We start from the raw sequence: 19,715 nt of genomic DNA on the forward strand, positions 1-19,715 counted from the left end.
CGGAGATTTCCAGCGTGATGTCTGTTTCCTCGCTCCGCCCCACGGCGACCCGCCTGGCCTGCACGGCCTTTGTCCTGTCGCTCGCGGGCTGCAGCACCATCGACGGCCTCTTCTCGACGGACAAGGTCGACTATCGCGCCGCCTCGCGCCAGACCCAGGGCCTAGACATCCCGCCCGACCTGACCCAGCTCGCCAAGGACAACCGCGCCCAGGTGCAGGGCGGCTCCATCACCGCCTCGGCGCTGTCCGCCGCGCGCCCCGCCGCGCCCACGGCGCCTGGCCAGACGATGGCGGCCAACAGCGTCGCGCCGAACACCGCCGGTGACGTGCGCCTGGAGCGCAGCGGCAACGAGCGCTGGCTTCACACCACAGCTGCCCCCGAGCAGGTGTGGCCGCAGCTGCGCGCCTTCTGGCAGGAGCGCGGCCTGGACCTCACCAAGGACCAGCCCGAAGTCGGCATCATGGAAACCAACTGGGCCGAAAACCGGGCCAAGCTGCCGCAGGACATCATCCGCTCGACCATCGGCAAGGTGTTCGACGGCCTGTACTCGACCGGCGAGCGGGACATGTACCGCACCCGCATCGAGCGCAGCGCCACCGGCACGGACATTTTCATCAGCCACCGCGGCATGCAGGAGGTCTACACCTCCCAAAGCCGTGATTCGACCTCCTGGCAAAACCGCCCGAGCGACCCGACGCTGGAAGCCGAGATGCTTTCACGCCTGATGCTCAAGCTAGGCGGCCAGGAAACCGCAGCCAAGGCCGTCGTCGCCGAAGCGCCGGCCGCCGCGCCTGCGGCCAAGCCGTCGCCGCTGGCCGTCGGTGGCGAGGCTGCGCGCCCGCGCCGCGCGCTGTCCGAAGTGCCCGACAGCCTCAGCGTCAACGACGGCTTCGACCGCGCCTGGCGCCGTGTCGGCCTGTCGCTGGACCGTCACGGCTTCACCATCGAAGACCGCGACCGCGCCGCCGGGCTGTTCTACCTGCGCTACGCCGACCCGGAGCAAGCCGGCAAGGAAGAGCCCAACTTCTTCCAGCGCCTGCTCGGCGCCAAGTCGGCATCGCCGGTGCGCTACCGCGTCTCGGTCAAGGCCGACGGCGTCAAGAGCACGGTGCGCATCCTGGACGACCGTGGCCAGGCCATTGCGGACGACAACGCCAAGCGCATCCTCAGCCTGCTGATGGATGACCTGAAGTAAGGTCACCGCCTGCCGTGATGCGCTTTTGCAGCCTCGGCAGCGGCAGCGGTGGCAACGCGACGCTGGTCGAAGCGAGCCAGGGCATCACGAGCACCCGGCTGCTCGTCGATGCCGGATTCAGCGTTCGGGAACTCGTCAAACGACTGGCTCGCGCCGGCTGCACGCCCGCGGACGTCGACGCCATCTTCATCACCCATGAGCATGGCGACCACATTGGCTGCGCGCTGGGCTTCGCAACGCGCTATCGCATCCCGCTGATCACAAGCCGCGGCACTTGGCAGGCCGTGGGCAATGCCGAGTTCGACCCTGCCCTGCTGCACATCGTGAAGAGCGGTCAGGCCATGGCCCTGGGCGACATGGAACTGCAGCCCTTTTCGGTGCCGCACGACGCCAACGAGCCGCTGCAACTGCGGCTTGACGATGGCGCGCTCCGGCTGGGCATCGTCACCGACCTGGGTTGCGCACCAGCCGGTGTCGCGGCGGCACTGGCGGGCTGCCGGGCGCTACTGCTGGAATGCAATCACGACGAGAGCATGCTGCGCGCCGGGCCGTATCACCCTGCATTGAAGAAACGCATCCTGGGCAGCCATGGACACCTGTCAAACGCTGCCGCTGCTGACCTGCTGGCTCGTTGCATGCACGCGCAGCTGGGTTTCATTGCTGCGGCTCACCTCAGCGAGCACAACAACACACCCAATCTCGCCTGCGCAGCACTTGCCGAAGTGGTCGGCGCGTCTGGCTCCGATATTCACGTCGCGCACCCTAAGCATGGCCTGGACTGGTTGACGTTGAATTGACCCGCAGCCCACAGCAGTTTGGCTGGAGGCGCACATAGTCGCCCCAAATTGGCGGCATCGACTAAAAGCAAAGAAAAGAGCCGTCGCTGCTTGCGCAGCGACGGCTCTTTCTTGGGGACGAAGCGATTACTTCGAAGCAGCGGACGCAGCAGCGTCGGCAACCGACGAAGCAGCGTCGGCAACGGCGCTAGCGGCGGCCGAGGCAGCCTCAGGAGCCGGGGCCGGGGTCACGACCGCAGCCGGGGCCTCAACCTTGGGTTCTTCCTTCTTGCTGCAAGCGCTCAGAGCAACGGCAGCCAGCAGGGAAGCCAACAGGATCGACTTATTCATACTTGTCCTCAAACGTTTAAACGACGGTGCACACCATAACTTTGGGGTCGAGCGCCGGTGTTTTTTCATGCACCAACGGGCGACCCCCGACAGACAAGACGCGGAAAACCTCGAGCGCTTCCCTCGCCTAGCCGGTAATTATAGGGGTGCATATGTCACAGACGCTCATAGTCCCAAAGTTGTAGGCGCAAATGAATCGCTGGAGCGTTGCGCCAGGGCATCAAACCATTCCAGCGCACGCAACCGCTGGGCCGCGTCCACGCTGATTTCGCCTCGCCAAAGGTGGCGATCAAAGAGACGCAGTGTCAGTGTCGACTCGGCGCCAGCAGCGAGCAGCAGGCTCTCGGGGGCCGCATCCACGCGGACTTCCGGATCAACGGCGCGCGCGGTCACGCAATGCGCGTAATCACGCCGCCAGCGAACAAAGCGCGGGTGACGCCGCAAGACGTCGTCGTACTGCAATGCCAGCAGATGCAGCTGCCGGCCCGACCGGGCCCAGGTCGCCAGCGCGGCAAGGGCTTGCGCATCCGAAAGCGGCCAGTCGACGAAGCTGGCATCCCACGCATGCAGTTCGCGACAGCCCTGTTCGGCCGTCCATGCCAGGGTTTCGATCAGCAGACGCTGGAAGTCCGCGCGGCCGGCAAAGCTCTGAGCCTTCATGGTGTCATCGGCTGCACCCAGCCGTCCTCGGTCCACTGATCGAGCAGTTCGCGCGCATCCGGCGATAAACGTGCCACTTCGGTCGCGCTCAACAGGCGCTGGTCGGCCAGACAACGCATCAGCGCCGCGTCACGGCCGCCGGCGCGAAAACTCTCACCGTTGAGGAACACGTGGGCCGCGTCGTAGAGCATGCGACTGCGGCGGTCGAGCACGGCACCCTGCCCCGGCGGCAGCGGCTCACCGGGCTCGAACCAGACGGTCGGCTTGGGTTCCGTCAGCGTCTCGCCCAGGGCACGCTCGAGCGCCTGCGGCCGCTGCAGCGCTGCCTCGACGGCGCGGCGTGCAAAGTCCAGCAGCGCCGCTGGCACGCAGCCCGGCTCGTTGACAGCCTCCTGGCGCGGGTCGGCGTAGAGCTTGCCGCCTTCATCGATCTCGTCCATCAGGCGCGGCAGCAGCTCGGCGGCCAAGCCCTCGGCCGTCGGCGCACGAAAACCCACCGAGCCGGTGATGCATCCCCCGCCGACGGCGACGCCGTCGTGCGCCCAGCCGGGCGGCAGGTAGAGCATGTCGCCAGGTTCCAGCACGAACTCCTGCTCGGGTTTGAAGTTCGCGATGATTTTCAGCGGCACATCGTCATGCAGCACGGCATCACGCTGCGCGCCGATGCGCCACCGGCGCCGGCCGGCGAGCTGGATCAGGAAGACGTCGTAGGAGTCGAAATGCGGGCCCACGCCGCCGCCATCGCTGGCGACGGACAGCATCAGGTCGTCCAGCCGCGCATCGGGCACGAAGCGGAACTGATCCAGCAGCGCGCGAGCTTCGGGCAGGTGTTGATCGAGACCTTGCACTAACAATGTCCAGCCCGGCTTGCTCATGGCCGGCAGGCGCGCGATAGGCCCCTGCTTGAGTTTCCACTCGCCATCGAAAGCGGTGACCAGGCGGGACTCGACGTCGTCACGGGCGGCCAGCGCCGCCAGTTCCTTCAGCGAAGCGGGCGGCTGGACATTGGCAAAGGCCTGGCGCACGACCAGCGGCTTCTTCTGCCAGTGCTTGCGCATGAACTGGGCGGGGCTCAGGCCGGAAAGCATCGGGGTGGGGAGGTCTATCTGCATGCGGTCATTGTGCCGAGGGCCGCGTGCGAAAATCTCGCCCATGCAAGCGACCCGCCCCTGTGTCGTCTCCCTGCGTTGGAGACTAGAAGATGCTCAGGGCCAGCTCATCGACGAGTTGGCCGAACCGATGGAATTCCTGCTCGGCGGGGAAGACCTGTTTGCCAAGGTCGAGGCCGCGCTGGAGGGGCAGGAGGTCGGCTTCGAGACCGACCTCGCGCTGCAGCCCGAAGAAGCCTTTGGCGACTATGACTCCAACCTCGTCTGCTTCGAGGCGCGCAGTCTCTTCCCCGAAGGCGTGGAGCCGGGCTTGCAGATCGAGGGCTTGCCGGAAGGCGCCGTCACCGAAGGCATGCCCGATCAGGTGGTCTACACCGTGACCGAGGTCTACCCGGCGCATGTCGTGCTCGACGGCAACCACCCGTTGGCTGGCATCGGCCTGCGCATGCACCTGACGCTGCTCGACGTGCGCGCGGCGACGGAAGAGGAGGTTCAGGCCGGCTCGGTCGGCGAGCCCATCTTCATGGTGCAGACCGGCGCCCCGCCGGACGAACCGATCCACTGAGCCGAAGGCGCCTCTCGGGCGCCTTCTTGTCTTCAGGCCTTGCCTGTCGAGCCAAAGCCGCCTGCGCCGCGGGCGGATGCATCGAAGCTGTCGACGCGCCGGAACTGCGCCTGCACGACCGGCACGATGACGAGCTGCGCGATGCGCTCGAAGGGCTGGATGGTGAATTCGGCCTGGCCGCGGTTCCAGCAGCTGACCATCAGCTGGCCCTGGTAGTCGCTGTCGATCAGGCCTACCAGATTGCCCAGCACGATGCCGTGTTTGTGACCCAGGCCCGAGCGCGGCAGGATGATGGCCGCCAGGCCGGGGTCGGCGATGTGGATGGCCAGGCCCGTCGGGATCAGCGTCGTCTGGCCCGGTGCCAGCTGGACAGCCTCATCCAGGCAGGCGCGCAGGTCCAGGCCGGCGCTGCCGGGCGTGGCGTAGGCGGGGATCTGCTCGGCCATGCGGGCGTCGAGCACTTGCAGGTCTATCTGGGTCATCAGAGTCGTTTGGAAAGTTCTGCGATCAGCTCGCGCGCGAGGCTGAGCTTGTCTGCCCGGGGGAGTTCGCGCTGCCCCTGCGCGTCAATGAGCAGCAGCGCGTTGTCGTCGCGGCCGAAGGTGGCCGGGCCGAGGTTAGCGACGATCAGCGGGATGCCCTTGCGGCGGCGCTTGGCATCGGCATGCTCGGCCAGCTTCTCGCTTTCAGCGGCGAAGCCGACGCAGTAGGGCGGCTTGGGCAGCCCGGCGACGGCAGCGAGGATGTCGGGGTTCTCGGTCATTGCGATGGTCGGCGCTGTGGCGCCGCCTTCGGCCTTCTTGAGCTTGTGCTCGTGGGTTTCGGCAGGCCGCCAGTCGGCGACGGCAGCCGTCGCGATGAAGGCGTGCTGGTGGGCCGCGAGCGGCAGTACGGCGTCGAACATCTGGCGCGCGCTTTGCACGTCGATGCGCTGCACGCCACGCGGCGTAGCCAGGTGCACGGGGCCGGCCACCAGCGTGACGTCGGCACCGGCCTCGGCCGCAGCCCGGGCGATGGCGAAGCCCATCTTGCCGCTGCTGTGGTTGGTGATGCCGCGCACCGGGTCGATGGGCTCGAAGGTCGGGCCTGCAGTGATGAGCAGCTTCTTGCCGCGCAGCATCTTGGGCGCAAGGAAGGCCTCGACGTCGTCGAAGATCTCCTGCGCCTCCAGCATGCGGCCATCACCGATCTCGCCGCAGGCTTGGTCGCCGTTCCCTGGCCCGATGAGGACAGCGCCATCGGCCTGGATCTGCGCGACGTTGCGCTGCGTGGCAGGGTGGGCCCACATCTCGCGGTTCATCGCGGGCACGACCAGCAGCGGGCATTCATGGATGCGGCGGGCCAGCGCGGTCAGGCTGACGAGGTCGTCGGCTCTGCCCTGCGCCAGCGCGGCAATCGCGTCGGCGCTGGCGGGCGCCACCAGCATCAAATCCGCCTCGCGGCTCAGGTTGATGTGCGCCATGTGGTTGTCGGGCCGGGCGTCCCACTGGCTGGTGTAGACAGGCCGGCCGGACAGCGCCTGCATCGTCACCGCGGTGATGAACTGCTCGGCGGCCTCGGTCATCATGACCTGCACGGTTGCGCCGCCCTTCACGAACAGCCGCGTCAGCTCGGCAATCTTGTAGCCGGCGATACCGCCGGTCATGGCGAGGAGGATGTGCTTGCCGTGGAGGGGTGATGTCATCAACGCTTCCTGAACACCAGGTCCCACACGCCATGCCCGAGCTTGATGCCGCGATTCTCGAACTTGGTCAGGGGACGGTAGGCCGGCTTGTCAGCGTAACCTGTTGCAGCGGCCGCCGTGTTCTGGAGCGTCGGCTCGGCGGATAGCACTTCCAGCATCTGCTCGGCATAGGGCTGCCAATCAGTCGCCAGATGCAGGTAGCCGCCCGGCCTGATGTGCTGCACCAGCCTGGCGACGAAGTCGGGCTGGATCAGCCGGCGCTTGTGATGGCGCTTCTTGTGCCATGGGTCGGGGAAGTAGATGTGCACGCCGGCCAGCAGGTCGGGGCCGATCATGTCGCGCAGCACTTCCACCGCGTCGTGCTGCACGATGCGGATGTTCTTGAGTTGCTTCTCGTCGATGAGCTTGAGCAGCGCGCCGACACCGGGCTCGTGGACCTCGCAGCCAATGAAGTCGTGGTCAGGCAGCGTGGCGGCGATCTCGGCAGTGGCGCCGCCCATGCCGAAGCCGATCTCCAGCACCAGCGGGGCCTTGCGGCCGAACACCGTCTCGGCGTCGACGCGCTCGGGCTTGTAAGGCAGCACGAACTTCGGGCCCAATTCCGCCAGCGCCTTGATCTGACCCGTGCCCATGCGGCCGGCGCGGGTGACGAAGCTTTTGATGGCTCGGCGCGGCGGCTGATCGTTCTCGTCCATCAGCCGACCTCGGCCATGACCATGGGCGCGGCGGCGATGTCGACGTCGCCCAGCGTGCAGGCAGCCAGATAGGACGCGACGGCGCGGTCGGCGGCGGCTTCATCGGCCGCGTGGATCAAGGCCAGCGGCTCGGCTGCGGCGACGCGGGTGCCGAGTGGCTTCACTTCAGAGAAGCCGACGCGCATGTCGATGGCGTTTCCCGCCTTGCGGCGGCCACCGCCCAGCTCGACGATGGCAACACCGAGGTCGCGGGTGGACATGGTGGTGATAACGCCGGCGCGCGGCGCAGGCACCGGCTTCACGACGGGCGCCGCGGTCAGATAGGCTTCGGGCCGCTCCATCAGGTCGGCCGGGCCACCCAGGGCGACGACCATCTTGGCGAACTTCTCAGCAGCGGCGCCGGAGTCCAGCGCGGCTTGCAGCTTCACGCGCGCCGCGGCGGTACTCGCCGCCAAGCCACCGAGCACCAGCATCTCGGCGCACAGCGCCAGCGTCACCTCATGCAGGCGCGGCTCGCGGTGCTCGCCCTTCAGGTAGCGGATGGTCTCGATGACTTCCAGCGAGTTGCCGACGTCGGTGCCCAGGATCTGGTTCATGTCGGTGATCAGCGCGCGGGTCTTCAAGCCCGCGCCGCCCGCCACCGCGACGATGCTCTCGGCCAGTTCACGCGCGAATTCGGGCGTGGACGCGAAGGCGCCGTTGCCGCACTTGATGTCCATCGCCAAGCCTTCAAGGCCGGCGGCGAGCTTCTTGGACAGGATGCTGGCGGTGATCAGCGGCACGCTCTCGACCGTGGCTGTCACGTCGCGCGTCGCGTAGAAGCGCTTGTCGGCGGGGGCCAGGTCGGCTGTCTGGCCGATGATGGCGCAGCCCAGCGTGCGCACGATCTGGTCGAAGCGCACCGGGTCGGGCGTGGTCGTGTAGCCGGCAATGGCCTCCAGCTTGTCGACCGTGCCGCCGGTGTGACCCAGGCCCCGGCCAGCGATCATCGGCACATAGCCGCCGCAGGCCGCCACCATGGGCGCCAGCATCAGGCTGACCTTGTCGCCGACGCCACCGCTGCTGTGCTTGTCGAGCACCGGGCCGGGCATGTCGGGCCAGCGCATGACGCGGCCCGAATTCATCATCGCGCGGGTCAGCAGCACGGCTTCGTCACGGCCCATGCCCTTGAGGAAGACGGCCATGCCGAGGGCGGCCACCTGGCCTTCGCTCCAGGAGTTGTCGACCAGGCCGCGGACGAAGTGGTTGATCTGCGCTTCGTTGAGCGCCTGGCCGTCGCGCTTGGCGCGGATGATTTCTTGAGCAAGCATGTCAGTGGTGCCCGGCCGCCCGAAGCCACTGACGCACCCCCTCGGGGGGCAGCGAGCGACGCGAGCGTGGGGGCGATCGTTTCATCAGTAGGCGGAGGTCACGGCGGCCGATTCGGCACCGGCCAGCACAGCTTCAATATCGGTCAGCAGGCCGCTTGCGCCAAAGCGCAGACGTTGCGGGTTCAAGGCAGCGGCGCCGAGGGCGGCTTCGGTTTGGGCGATGTAGCCGGCGGCATCTGCCACCGAGCGCACGCCACCCGAGGCCTTGAAGCCGGCGGCGGACAGGCCACTCGCGGCGATCTCTTTCAGCATCACCGCAGCCGCGGCCGGCGTGGCGCCGACCTGGGTCTTGCCGGTGCTGGTTTTGACGAAATCGGCACCTGCCGCCAGCGCCAGGCGCGTGGCCTGGGCGATGCGCTCCGGCGTCTGCAGCTCACCCGATTCGATGATGACCTTGAGCGTCAGCGGGCGGCTGGCGAAGCGGATTTCAGAAAGGAAGTCGCCCACGTCGTTGCTGTTGCCGGCCAGCAGCGCGCGCCAGGGCAGCACGATGTCGACCTCGTTACCGCCGGCCTGCGCGATCTCGGCCACATCGGCAAGTGCAGCGGCCAGATCGATGGCGCCGTCGGGGAAGTTGGCGACGGCGGCCACTTTGATCGACGCCGGCAATGCCGCGCGCGCCTGGGCGACGAAGCGCGGCCACACGCAGACGGCGGCCACCGGGCCGTGAACGGTCTGCGCGCGGCGGCACAGCGCGGCAATGTCCTCGGCGGTGTCGGCGTCGTTCAGGCTGGTCAGATCCAGGCAGGCCAGCGCCGTTCGCGCGGCGGCCTTCAGATCCGTCGTCATAGCGTCAGGTCCGCAAAGCTCGCGACCAGCGCCGCCAGGAAGGCCGACGCGCGCTCGCCGGAAATCTGCGCCTGCTTCAGGGTCAGGTCATGCGTCAGCGCCTCGGCGGACAGACCGGCGGCCATGTTGGTCATCAGCGCCACACCCATCACCTTGAGGCCGGCGTGGCGGGCCAGGATGGTCTCGGGCACGGTGCTCATGCCGACGGCGTCGGCGCCCCAGGCGGCAAACATCCGGATCTCGGCCGGCGTCTCGAACTGCGGGCCCAGGGCCCAGCAGTAGGTGCCTTCGCCCAGCATCAGGTTCTCGCGCTTGGCCAGGGCCAGCGCGTGCTTGCGCAGCTCGGGGTCATACGCCGCGCTCATGTCGACAAAGCGATGGCTGCCCTGCTCGCCCACCAGCGGGCTGCGCTGCGGCGCGTTGATGTGGTCGGCAATCAGCATCAGGCTGCCGGGTGGCATGTGGCCGCGCAGTGAGCCCGAGGCATTCGTCTGCAACAGCAGCTTGACGCCCCAGCGCTTGAGGGTGCGCAGTGCGCCGGCCATGCCGGTGCAATCGCCGCTCTCATAGGTGTGGGCGCGGCCACGCAGGAAGATGACGCGCTGCCCGCCGATGTTGCCGACGACGATCTCGTTGACGTGCCCCTCGACCTTGGGCTGCGGGAAGGCCGGCAGCTCGGTGTAGGGCAGGTTCTTGGCGGCCTGCACATGGCTGACCGCGCCGGCCCAGCCGGAGCCGAGGACGACGGCGACTTCAGGGGCGGTGCCGAACAGGGATTGCAGCTTCTCGACGCTCGCGGTGATCGCGACGTCGAGCTTGTTGTTATCGATCATGAGGAACCTCAGAAATTCAAATGACTGGGCCCGAAGCTGTGGGGCAGCAATTCGGCCAGGGTCCAGCGTTGGCGGATGCCGCCAGGATCGCCGGCAATGATGACGAGCTCTTCGGGCACGGAAAACTCCCGCAGCTTCTGGCGGCAGCCGCCGCAGGGCGTGATGACGTCGGGGCCGGGGCCGGTCACCAACACTGCTTTCGCCTGCTTGCCGCCGGCCATGATCATGGCCGTCAGCGCCGAAGGCTCGGCGCACCAGCCCTGCGGGTAGGACGCGTTCTCCATGTTGGCGCCGAGATGGATGCGGCCCTGCTCATCCAGCAGCGCCACGCCGACCTTGTATTTGGAATAGGGCGAATGCGAAAACTCGCGGGCGCGCAGCGATTCGGCGAGCAGGCGGTCCAGCAGGTCTTGGGTCAGTTCCATCAGCGTTCCTTCACATACGGCTTGCCCAGAGCCTTCGGGGCGATGGCAGACCCGATGAAGCCAGCCAGCAGGACCACCGTCAAGATGTACGGCAAAGCCTGGATCAGCTGCACGGGTACTTCACCGATGCCCGGCAACTGCACGCCCTGCATGCGGATGGCGACGGCGTCCAGGAAGCCGAACAGCAGGCAGGCGGCCATGGTCGGCAGCGGCTTCCATTTGCCGAAGATCATCGCGGCCAGCGCGATGAAGCCGCGGCCGGCCGTCATGTTGGGAGAGAAGGAGGCGTTCTGCGCCAGCGTCAGGTAGGCGCCGGCCAGGCCGCAGAGCACGCCGTTCATCAGCAGCGCCTGGTAGCGCAGGCTTTGCACGGACATGCCGGCAGCCTCCACCATCGCCGGGTTTTCGCCCACCGCGCGCAGGCGCAGGCCCGGGCGGGTGCGCTCCAGGAAGAACCAGACGGCCGCGACCATCAGGAAGGCGACGTAGACCAGCACGTTATGGCTCAGCAGCCCATGGCCGAAGACCGACGCGAACCAGTTGCCCGGCTGCGGCTCGGCAAAGCCCTTGGCAATCGCTGTCAGGCGCACGTCGGCCTCGATGGGCGGTGTCTGCCCGCCCTGCTGGAACCAGGCGATGCCGAGCACGACGGTCAGGCCCGCCGCGATCATGTTCAGCGCCACGCCCGAGACGACCTGGTCGCCGCGGTTGCTCACGCAGGCAAAGCCGTGCACCAGCGACGCCGAGCAAGCCACCGCGATGGCGGCCATCAGACCGAAGGCGGTGGAATGCGTGACCGAGGCCGTCGCCGCGGCGGCGAAGGCGGCGAACAGCATCTTGCCTTCCAGGCCCAGGTCGACGACGCCGGCGCGCTCGGACAGCACACCGGCCATCGCGCACAGCAGCAGCGGCGCGCTGACGCGCAAGGTCGACGCCAGCACCGAGGCGATCAGGACTTCATCCATCAGCGGCCTCCCTTCACGGCGGCATAGAGGCGCGCGAACAACGGTGCGCTGACGGTGGCCATGGCGCCGGAGAACAGCACGATCAGGCCCTGGGCCGTGACCACCATCTCGCGGCTGAAGCCCGGCAGCTCGAAGCTCACCTCGACGCCGCCCTGGTAGAGCACGCCGAACAGCAGCGAGGCCAGCACGATGCCGACCGGGTGATTGCGGCCCATCAGCGACACGGCGATGCCGGTGAAGCCGGCGCCGGCCACGAAGTCCAGCGTGAGCTTGCCTTGCACACCAGAGATTTCGTTGATGCCCACCATGCCGGCCAAGGCGCCGGAAATCGCCATCGCGACCATGACCTGGGCGCGCGGCCGGATGCCGGCGTAGTGGGCCGCGCGCGGCGCGCTGCCTACCGAGCGCACGGCATAGCCGGCGGCGCTCTTCCACAGGAACCAGCCGACCGCGACACAGGCGATCAGCGCGATGACGAGGCTGAGGTTGAGCGGCGACGACGGCAGCTCGTAGCCGAAGGCGGCGGCCATCTGGTGCAGGGCCGGCATGCGCGCGGCCTCGCTGAATTCCGCGGACTCGACCGACATGCTGCCCGCCGGGCGCAGCCAGTTCACCAGCAGGTAGGCGTTCAGCGCCGCGCCGAGGAAATTGAACATGATCGTCGTGATGACGATGTGGCTGCCACGCCAGGCCTGCAGATAGGCCGGCAGCGCCGCCCACAGCATGCCGAAGAAAGCAGCCGCGACCACCAGCAGCGGCAGCAGCACAACGGCCGGCAGCGAGGCGCCCAGCGTCAGCGCGACCAGCGCGACACCGACGCCGCCCAGCGTGGCCTGGCCCTCGCCGCCGATGTTGAACAGGCCGGCGTGGATGGCGACCGCGACCGCCAGGCCGGTGAAGATGAAAGTCGTTGCGTAATAGAGCGAATAGCCCAGGCCGCGCACGCTGCCCAGCGCCCCGTTCAACAACACCGTCAGCGCCTGCCAGGGACTGTGGCCGATGACCGTGACGACCAGGCCCGCCACCAGCAACGCGACGGCCAGGTTCCACAGCGGCAGCAGGCCGATGTCGATCCAGCGGGGAAGTTGCAGTGGTTGGCTCATGCCGCGGCTCGTTCTTCTTGTGCGGCCATCAGCAGGCCAAGACGCTTCTCGTCGCAGTCCTCGATGGCCAGCTCGCCGGTAATGCGCCCGCAGTTCATGACGACGACGCGGTCCGCCAGTGCCAGGATTTCGTCCAGCTCGCTGCTGACCAGCAGCACCGCGCAGCCGGCATCGCGCAGCGCGCGCAGTTGGCCGTGGATGAATTCGATCGCACCGATGTCGACGCCGCGGGTCGGCTGGCCGACCAGCAGCACGGTCGGCTGCTCACCGATCTCGCGCGCCAGGATGAGCTTCTGCTGGTTGCCGCCGGAGAATTTGGACGAGCCCAGGTTCTCGTCACGCGGGCGCACGTCGAAGCGCTCCTGCATCGCGCGGGTCGCGTCGCGCATGGCCGCATGGTTCATCGCCGCGCGCTTGCGGTACTTGGGCAGGTTCTGGTAGCCCAGCACGGCAGATTCCCACGCGGGGAAGCTCATGACGAGGCCCACCGCATGCCGGTCCTCGGGCACATGGGCCAGGCGCAGCGGACGTGCGCGGGCCGTGTCCAGCCAGGCCTCGGGCGCGAACGACGCACCGCCCAGCTCCATGCGGCCACCTTCAGGCGCGCGCAGCCCGGACAGCACTTCGAGCAGCTCGCTCTGGCCATTCCCCGACACGCCGGCCACGCCGACGATCTCGCCGGCCTTCAGCGTCAGGCTCACGTCCTTGAGCGCCGGCACGCCGTTGGCGTGCTTCAGGCTCAGGCCGGACGCTTGCAGGCGCACCTCGCCGGCGTGCACTTCCAACCCCTCGGGCCGGCCCAGCGTGACCTTGCGGCCGACCATTGATTCAGCGAGCGACTCTTCGCTCCATTCGGAGATCGACCGCGTCTCGACCACCTGGCCCGCGCGCATGACCGTGACGGCGCTGCACAGGCTCATGACTTCGCGCAGCTTGTGCGTGATGAGGATCAGCGTCGTGCCGCGCTCCTTGAGCCGGCGCAGCGTGACGAAGAGCTGGTCGGTCTCCTGGGGCGTCAGCACCGCCGTCGGCTCGTCCAGGATCAGGATCCGGGCGCCGCGGTACAGCGCCTTCAGGATCTCCAGGCGCTGCAGCTCACCCACGGGCAGGTCGGCCACGACGGCGTCGAGTTGCACGCTCAGGCCGGTCTCCTGCATCAGCGCCTGCAGCTTGGCACGCACCTTGGCCTTGGACGGCGCCAGGAAGAAGCCACCCTCGGCGCCCAACATGATGTTTTCCAGGCAGGTCAGCGTGTCGACCAGCATGAAGTGCTGGTGGACCATGCCGATACCCAGCGCAATCGCCTGCTGGGAATTGGCGATGTGAACCTGCTTGCCGTCGACCTCGATATGGCCGGCGTCGGCGTGGTAGTAGCCATACAGGATGGCCATCAGCGTGCTCTTGCCCGCGCCGTTCTCGCCGACGAGGCCATGCACGCTGCCCGCGGCGATGTCGAACGACACCTCGCGGTTGGCTTGCACGGCGCCGAAGCGCTTGGAAACGCCCTTGAGGCGGACGGCCGCGGCCATACCGCTCAGTACTTGCAGGCGTTGTCGGCCATGTAGTCGGCCACCTTCACCTTGCCCGCAATGATGTCCGCCTTGACGGCGTCGACCTTGGCCTTCAGCGTCGGGTTCAGCAGCTTGGCGTTGTGCTCGTCGGCGGCGTAATCCACGCCGCCTTCCTTCAACCCCAGCACGCTGACGCCGGGCTTCCAGCCTTTGAGCACGTTGTAAACCGCCACATCCACGCGCTTGACCATCGAGGTCAGCATGGTGCCGGGCTGGATGTGGTTCTGGTTGCTGTCGACGCCGATGGCGAGCTTGCCGGCGTCCTTGGCAGCCTGGTAGACACCCACGCCCGTGCCACCGGCCGCGGCAAAGACGACGTCCGAGCCCTTGGCGAACTGAGCCTTGGCGAGTTCGCCACCGCGGGTCGGGTCGTTCCAGGCGGTCGAGGTGGTGCCCGTCATGTTCGAGAACACCTCGATCTTCGGGTTGGTCTTCTTGGCGCCCTGCTCGTAGCCGCACTGGAACTTGCGGATCAGCGGGATGTCCATGCCGCCGACGAAGCCGACCTTGCCGGTCTTGCTGACCATGGCGGCCATGGCGCCAACGACATAGCTGCCCTCGTGCTCCTTGAACAGCAGCGACTGCACATTGGGCAGGTCGACCTTGGCGTCAATGATGGCGAACTGGGTCTTGGGGAAGTCCTTGGCCACCTGCTGCAATGCCGAAGCCTGGGCGAAACCGATGCTGATGATGGGGCTGGCGCCGCGCTCAGCCATGCGGCGGATGGCCTGCACACGTTGGGTGTCGTTGCTGATCTCGAATTCGAGGTACGTCTTGCCAGTTTCCTTCTTCCACTGCTCGGCGCCCTGGTAGCCGGCCTGGTTGAAGGATTTGTCGAACTTGCCGCCCATGTCGAAGATCACCGCGGGCTGCTGGGCCTGGGCCATGGCCGACGCGACCACCAGGGTCAAAGCGGCAAGACGGGGCAGAGAAGACGTCATGGGGTGGACTCGGGCAAGGCGAAAGGGGCGCATTGTAGAAAACATCCCTCAAGTTTTACTGGGTAGGAAAATACGGATTCCCCGCGACTCAGTGGACCCGGCTGTGGCGCAGGCGCCGGTGAGCCGCACGGGCGTGGGGCAGCCAGCCGAGTGTCGCCCAACGCCGCCACATCAACAGGCCGCGAATCCATTCATCAGCGGCATAAGCAATCCACACGCCAACCAGGCCCCAACCGAGGTGGACGCCAAGGAACCAGCTGCCGCCGGCCAGCACGATGGCCATGGACGCCGTGCCCACCATGACCGGATAGCGCGCGTCCCCGGCTGCGCGCAGCGCGTTGATGACAACGAGGTTGAAGCTGCGCCCCGGCTCGACCAGGACCGTCCACCACAGCAGCGTGCAGCCCAGCGCAATGATGGCGGGGTCAGCCGTGAAGCGGGTCAGCAGCCAGGGCCCGGCCAGTGCAAAGCCGCATGAAACGACCAGCGCCAGGACGATACCCAGCGCCAGCGACCGCCGCACCAGCCGGTTGGCCGCATGCAGCCGGCCCGCGCCGATCATGTGGCCGACCATGATCTCGACCGCAAAGCTGATGGCCAAGCTGAACATCAGGATCACGTGCAGGAACTGCATCGTGTAGGCGTGCGTTGCGAGCGAGTGGGCACCAAGTTGCGCCACGGCGGCGAGGCTGGTCATGAAGGCCAGCCGCCAGGAGATGTTTTCGGCGGCGCCGGGGATGCCGATGTGCAGCACCGTCGCCAGCGGCGCACGCACCAGCCGCCACCAGTCCGACGCGCGCAGGCGCAGGTCCAGGCGGGTGCGCCACAGCAGGATGTGCATGACCAGACCGACGCCGCGACCAACGGCGCAAGCCAGCGCATAGCCCACCAGGCCCAGGCTCGGCATGGTCAGCAGGGCCACGACCAAGGTGATGACCTGGATGACCACGACGACGAACAGGGCCTCGCGGCTGCGCAGGTGCGAGCGCATGACGCTGGACATGTTGGCGTTCCAGGCATCCAGCATCAGTGCCGGCGCCAGTGCCTGAAGCAGCATCTGCGCGAGCGGGGCCACCTCGGGCGGCGCATTCACCAGCGCCAGCAGCGGGCCGGCGGCGATCAATGCCGCCACGGCCCCACCCAGCCCCAGCCAGGTGCTCGCGCCGACGACGGCACGGGCCACTGCATCGGCCTGGTCGCGCCGGCCGGCGCCCAGCGCCTGCGTGACCGCCACGCTGACGCCCGCACCGATGACGCGGAACAGCACGAAGAGGGCCGCAAACACCTGGTTGGCCAGCCCGAACGCGGCGCCGCTGTTGTCGGACAGGCGTGCAGCCAGCCCGGTGCCGATGACGCCAATGCCGATGCCCAGCAGCAGCTCCAGCAGCATCGGCCAGGTCAGCGCGAACAGGCGGGGGCGAGCAAAAGGGGCCGTCATGGCAGGGTCCTAACGGCGGGATTCACACAAGTCACGGCAACTCGCCAGAATGGCCGGGAATCGTAAAGGAGTAACCATGCCGAAACCCGCCGCCGCCCACGCGTTTGCCAACACCCGAGCCGAGTTCAAGACAGCGTCCGGCACACCCGGGCAGTTCTTCTCGCTGCCCAGGCTGGCCGAAACGCACCCCAACGTGGCGCGCATGCCGGTGTCGCTGCGCATCGTGCTGGAGAGCGTGCTGCGCAACTGCGACGGCAAGAAGGTGACGGCCGAGCATGTCGAGCAACTCGCCAACTGGAAGCCCAACGCGGCCCGCGTCGACGAGATCCCCTTCGTCGTCGCCCGCGTCGTGCTGCAGGACTTCACTGGCGTGCCGCTGCTGGCCGACCTGGCCGCGATGCGCAACGTGGCGGCTGCGATGGGCAAGAACCCGAAGGCCATCGAACCGCTGGTACCGGTGGACCTGGTCGTCGACCACAGCGTCATGATCGACCACTACGGCAACAAGAAAGCCCTGGACCTGAACATGAAGCTGGAGTTCGAGCGCAACCGTGAGCGCTACGAATTCATGAAGTGGGGCATGCAGGCCTTCGACACCTTCGGCGTGGTGCCCCCGGGCTTCGGCATCGTCCACCAGGTCAACCTGGAATACCTCGCGCGTGGCGTGCACAAAAGCAAGGACGACGTCTACTACCCCGACACCCTCGTCGGCACCGACAGCCACACGACCATGATCAACGGCATCGGCGTCGTCGGCTGGGGCGTCGGCGGCATCGAGGCAGAGGCCGGCATGCTGGGCCAGCCGGTCTACCTGCTGACGCCCGACGTCGTCGGCTTCGAGCTGACGGGCCAACTGCGCGAAGGCGTCACGGCGACCGATCTGGTGCTGACCGTCACCGAGATCCTGCGCAAGCACAAGGTCGTCGGCAAGTTCGTCGAGTTCTTCGGCGAGGGCACGCGCACGCTGGCCCTGCCCGACCGGGCGACGATTGCCAACATGGCGCCCGAGTACGGCGCAACGATGGGCTTCTTCCCCGTTGACGAGAAGACGGTCGACTACTTCAAGGGCACCGGCCGCACCCCGGCCGAGATCGAGGCGTTCGAGGCCTACTGGCGCGCCCAAGGCCTGTTCGGCGTGCCCACGGCCGGCGACATCGACTTCACCTCCGTCGTCTCGCTGGACCTTGGCAGCGTCGTGCCCAGCCTGGCCGGACCGAAGCGCCCGCAGGACCGCATCGAAATCACCCACCTGGCCTCGACCTTTGCTCAGCTGTTCAGCAAGCCCATCGCCGAGAACGGCTTCAACCAGCCGGCGGAAAAGCTGGACCGCAATTTCGTCACCGAATCCGGCATCCCGGTCAAGAACGGCGACGTGCTGATCGCCGCCATCACCTCCTGCACCAACACTAGCAACCCGGGCGTGCTGCTGGCCGCCGGCCTCTTGGCCAAGAAGGCCGTGCAAGCCGGCCTCAGCGTGGCGCCGCACATCAAGACGTCGCTGGCGCCCGGCTCGCGCATCGTCACCGAATACCTGGAGAAGGCCGGCCTGCTGCCCTACCTGGAGACGCTAGGCTTCAACGTCGCCGCCTATGGCTGCACGACCTGCATCGGCAATGCCGGCGACCTGACGCCCGAGCTCAACAAGCTCATCCAGGACAACGACCTGGTCTGTGCCGCCGTGCTGTCGGGCAACCGCAATTTCGAAGCGCGCATCCACCCCAACCTGAAGGCCAACTTTCTGGCCAGCCCGCCGCTCGTCGTGGCCTATGCCATCGCCGGCAACGTGACGCGCGACCTGATGACCCAGCCCGTGGGCCACAACGCCCAGGGACACCCGGTCTTCCTCGGCGACATCTGGCCCAGCAGCGACGAGATCTACGCGCTGATGAAGTACGCCATGGACCCGCAAGCCTTCAAGGCCAACTACGACAAGGTGGCCAGCGAGCCCGGCAAGCTGTGGGACGCGATCAAGGGCGTGAAGGGTCAGGTCTACACCTGGCCCAAGAGCACCTACATTGCCCAGCCGCCTTTCTTCGAGGGTTTCACGATGGTGCCCGGGCAGTTGGTCAGCGGCGTGCAGGGCGCCAAGATCATGGCGCTGTTCGGCGACTCCATCACCACCGACCACATCAGCCCGGCCGGCTCCTTCAGGGAGACGACCCCGGCCGGCAAGTTCCTGACCGCCAATGGCGTGCAGAAAGCCGATTTCAACTCCTACGGCGCCCGCCGCGGCAACCACGACGTGATGATGCGCGGCACCTTCGCCAACGTGCGTGTCAAGAACCTGATGCTGCCCGCCCGGCCCGACGGCTCGCGCGAGGAAGGCGGCTACACGCTGAAGGACGGCCAGCAGACGACCATCTACGACGCCGCGATGGCCTACATCGCCGAAGGCAGGCCCACCGTCATCTTTGCCGGCGAGGAGTACGGGACCGGCTCCAGCCGCGACTGGGCCGCCAAGGGCACGCAACTGCTCGGCATCAAGGCCGTCATCGCACGCAGCTTCGAGCGCATCCACCGCAGCAACCTCATCGGCATGGGCGTGCTGCCTCTGCAGTTCAAGCCCGGCACGAGCTGGGAGTCCCTGGGCCTGACCGGCGCGGAGACGGTGGACATCACGCTGGCCGGCGACATCAAGCCTCAAGGCGACGCCGCGATGACGATCACACGCCCCGACGGCACGACCCAGACCATCATCCTGACGCTGCGCATCGATACCGCCATCGAGGTCGACTACTACAAGCACGGCGGCATCCTGCCCTTTGTGCTCAGGCAGCTGCTCGCCGCATGACCCAGAAGTCCGACGAGGTGCAGCTGCGCGACCTCGCCCGGCTGCGCCGCGTGCGCGACCGCATCGACCGCGAGTACGCCCAACCGCTTGACGTCGAGGCGCTCGCCGCCGGCGTCCATATGTCGGGCGGCCATCTCAGCCGGCAGTTCCGCCTTGCGTATGGCGAGTCGGTCTACAGCTACCTGATGACACGCCGCATCGAGCGTGCGATGGCGCTGCTGCGCCGCGGTGACCTGAGCGTCACCGATGTTTGCTTCACCGTCGGCTGCTCGTCGCTGGGGACCTTCAGCACCCGCTTCAGCGAACTGGTCGGCCAATCGCCCAGCGCCTACAAGCGCGATCAGGCGCTGGCCACGCAGGGCATGCCGGCCTGCGTGGCACGCCAGGTCACGCGACCGGTCAGGAATCGAGAAGCGGCCCAGGAGAGCGAAACCTAGACTGCCTGCCGTGCCC

19 protein-coding genes are annotated in these 19,715 nt (G+C 67.5%); 5 read left to right on the top strand and 14 right to left on the bottom strand.

The genetic code is table 11. The features are described from left to right. The first annotated feature begins 17 nt into the window (after nt 1-17). Both bamC and ASC81_RS26185 read left to right on the top strand, forming a co-directional pair. On the top strand, nt 18-1,196 hold the full coding sequence (gene bamC / locus ASC81_RS26180) for an outer membrane protein assembly factor BamC (RefSeq protein WP_056274402.1): 1,179 nt from the start codon (nt 18-20) through the stop codon (nt 1,194-1,196). 17 nt (nt 1,197-1,213) lie between these two features. Next, nucleotides 1,214-1,993 (top strand): MBL fold metallo-hydrolase, encoded by a 780-nt coding sequence (locus tag ASC81_RS26185; RefSeq protein ID WP_056274405.1) that lies wholly within the window; start codon nt 1,214-1,216, stop codon nt 1,991-1,993. Between the two features lie 495 nt (nt 1,994-2,488). Here the strand turns inward: ASC81_RS26185 and ASC81_RS26190 are convergent, their stop codons facing one another. Then, on the bottom strand, nt 2,489-2,983 hold the full coding sequence (locus ASC81_RS26190) for a hypothetical protein (RefSeq protein WP_056274407.1): 495 nt from the start codon (nt 2,981-2,983) through the stop codon (nt 2,489-2,491). Continuing rightward, nucleotides 2,980-4,095, bottom strand: coding sequence for a cupin domain-containing protein (locus ASC81_RS26195; protein ID WP_056274500.1), 1,116 nt, complete (start codon nt 4,093-4,095; stop codon nt 2,980-2,982). Before ASC81_RS26195 ends, ASC81_RS26190 begins: the two co-directional genes overlap by 4 nt. Nucleotides 4,096-4,135: 40 nt before the next feature. On the opposite strand from ASC81_RS26195, the gene ASC81_RS26200 reads away from it, so the two are divergent. Then, nucleotides 4,136-4,657, top strand: coding sequence for a peptidylprolyl isomerase (locus ASC81_RS26200; protein WP_056274410.1), 522 nt, complete (start codon nt 4,136-4,138; stop codon nt 4,655-4,657). A 32-nt stretch (nt 4,658-4,689) separates the two neighbouring features. Here ASC81_RS26200 and dut read toward each other — a convergent pair whose 3' ends face one another. From dut to ASC81_RS26260, 12 genes are all read right to left on the bottom strand, one after another. Further along, on the bottom strand, nt 4,690-5,139 hold the full coding sequence (gene dut / locus ASC81_RS26205) for a dUTP diphosphatase (RefSeq protein WP_056274413.1): 450 nt from the start codon (nt 5,137-5,139) through the stop codon (nt 4,690-4,692). Beyond that, a complete protein-coding gene (gene coaBC / locus ASC81_RS26210) occupies nt 5,139-6,341 on the bottom strand; it encodes a bifunctional phosphopantothenoylcysteine decarboxylase/phosphopantothenate--cysteine ligase CoaBC (protein ID WP_056274416.1) in 1,203 nt (400 codons plus the stop codon). Before coaBC ends, dut begins: the two co-directional genes overlap by 1 nt. After that, the gene (gene trmB / locus ASC81_RS26215; protein ID WP_056274419.1) at nt 6,341-7,036 is read right to left on the bottom strand and encodes a tRNA (guanosine(46)-N7)-methyltransferase TrmB; all 696 of its coding nucleotides are present in this window, start codon (nt 7,034-7,036) and stop codon (nt 6,341-6,343) included. The genes coaBC and trmB overlap by 1 nt, the downstream gene beginning before the upstream one ends. After that, the gene (deoA, locus tag ASC81_RS26220) at nt 7,036-8,346 is read right to left on the bottom strand and encodes a thymidine phosphorylase (protein ID WP_056274422.1); all 1,311 of its coding nucleotides are present in this window, start codon (nt 8,344-8,346) and stop codon (nt 7,036-7,038) included. Before deoA ends, trmB begins: the two co-directional genes overlap by 1 nt. Before the next feature lie 84 nt (nt 8,347-8,430). Then, nucleotides 8,431-9,195 (bottom strand): deoxyribose-phosphate aldolase, encoded by a 765-nt coding sequence (gene deoC, locus ASC81_RS26225; protein WP_056274425.1) that lies wholly within the window; start codon nt 9,193-9,195, stop codon nt 8,431-8,433. Further along, nucleotides 9,192-10,028 (bottom strand): purine-nucleoside phosphorylase, encoded by an 837-nt coding sequence (locus ASC81_RS26230; RefSeq protein ID WP_056274429.1) that lies wholly within the window; start codon nt 10,026-10,028, stop codon nt 9,192-9,194. The genes deoC and ASC81_RS26230 overlap by 4 nt, the downstream gene beginning before the upstream one ends. An 8-nt stretch (nt 10,029-10,036) precedes the next feature. Next, nucleotides 10,037-10,453 (bottom strand): cytidine deaminase, encoded by a 417-nt coding sequence (cdd, locus tag ASC81_RS26235; RefSeq protein ID WP_082536842.1) that lies wholly within the window; start codon nt 10,451-10,453, stop codon nt 10,037-10,039. Further along, a complete protein-coding gene (locus ASC81_RS26240; RefSeq protein WP_056274432.1) occupies nt 10,453-11,418 on the bottom strand; it encodes an ABC transporter permease in 966 nt (321 codons plus the stop codon). Before ASC81_RS26240 ends, cdd begins: the two co-directional genes overlap by 1 nt. Continuing rightward, nucleotides 11,418-12,521 (bottom strand): ABC transporter permease, encoded by a 1,104-nt coding sequence (locus tag ASC81_RS26245; protein ID WP_056274435.1) that lies wholly within the window; start codon nt 12,519-12,521, stop codon nt 11,418-11,420. The genes ASC81_RS26240 and ASC81_RS26245 overlap by 1 nt, the downstream gene beginning before the upstream one ends. Continuing rightward, nucleotides 12,518-14,050, bottom strand: coding sequence for an ABC transporter ATP-binding protein (locus tag ASC81_RS26250; protein ID WP_056274438.1), 1,533 nt, complete (start codon nt 14,048-14,050; stop codon nt 12,518-12,520). The genes ASC81_RS26245 and ASC81_RS26250 overlap by 4 nt, the downstream gene beginning before the upstream one ends. 5 nt (nt 14,051-14,055) lie before the next feature. Continuing rightward, nucleotides 14,056-15,033: a BMP family protein gene (locus ASC81_RS26255; RefSeq protein WP_056274440.1), complete on the bottom strand. Its 978-nt coding sequence runs from the start codon at nt 15,031-15,033 to the stop codon at nt 14,056-14,058. A gap of 88 nt (nt 15,034-15,121) precedes the next feature. Continuing rightward, on the bottom strand, nt 15,122-16,471 hold the full coding sequence (locus tag ASC81_RS26260) for an MATE family efflux transporter (protein WP_056274442.1): 1,350 nt from the start codon (nt 16,469-16,471) through the stop codon (nt 15,122-15,124). Between the two features lie 76 nt (nt 16,472-16,547). Here ASC81_RS26260 and acnA point away from each other — a divergent pair, with 76 nt between their 5' ends. Further along, the gene (gene acnA, locus ASC81_RS26265) at nt 16,548-19,262 is read left to right on the top strand and encodes an aconitate hydratase AcnA (protein WP_056274445.1); all 2,715 of its coding nucleotides are present in this window, start codon (nt 16,548-16,550) and stop codon (nt 19,260-19,262) included. Continuing rightward, nucleotides 19,259-19,699, top strand: coding sequence for a helix-turn-helix transcriptional regulator (locus tag ASC81_RS26270; RefSeq protein WP_056274448.1), 441 nt, complete (start codon nt 19,259-19,261; stop codon nt 19,697-19,699). Before acnA ends, ASC81_RS26270 begins: the two co-directional genes overlap by 4 nt. The last annotated feature ends 16 nt before the right edge of the window (nt 19,700-19,715 follow it).

This window comes from Pelomonas sp. Root405 (genome assembly GCF_001425165.1).
Classification (GTDB): domain Bacteria; phylum Pseudomonadota; class Gammaproteobacteria; order Burkholderiales; family Burkholderiaceae_C; genus Pelomonas.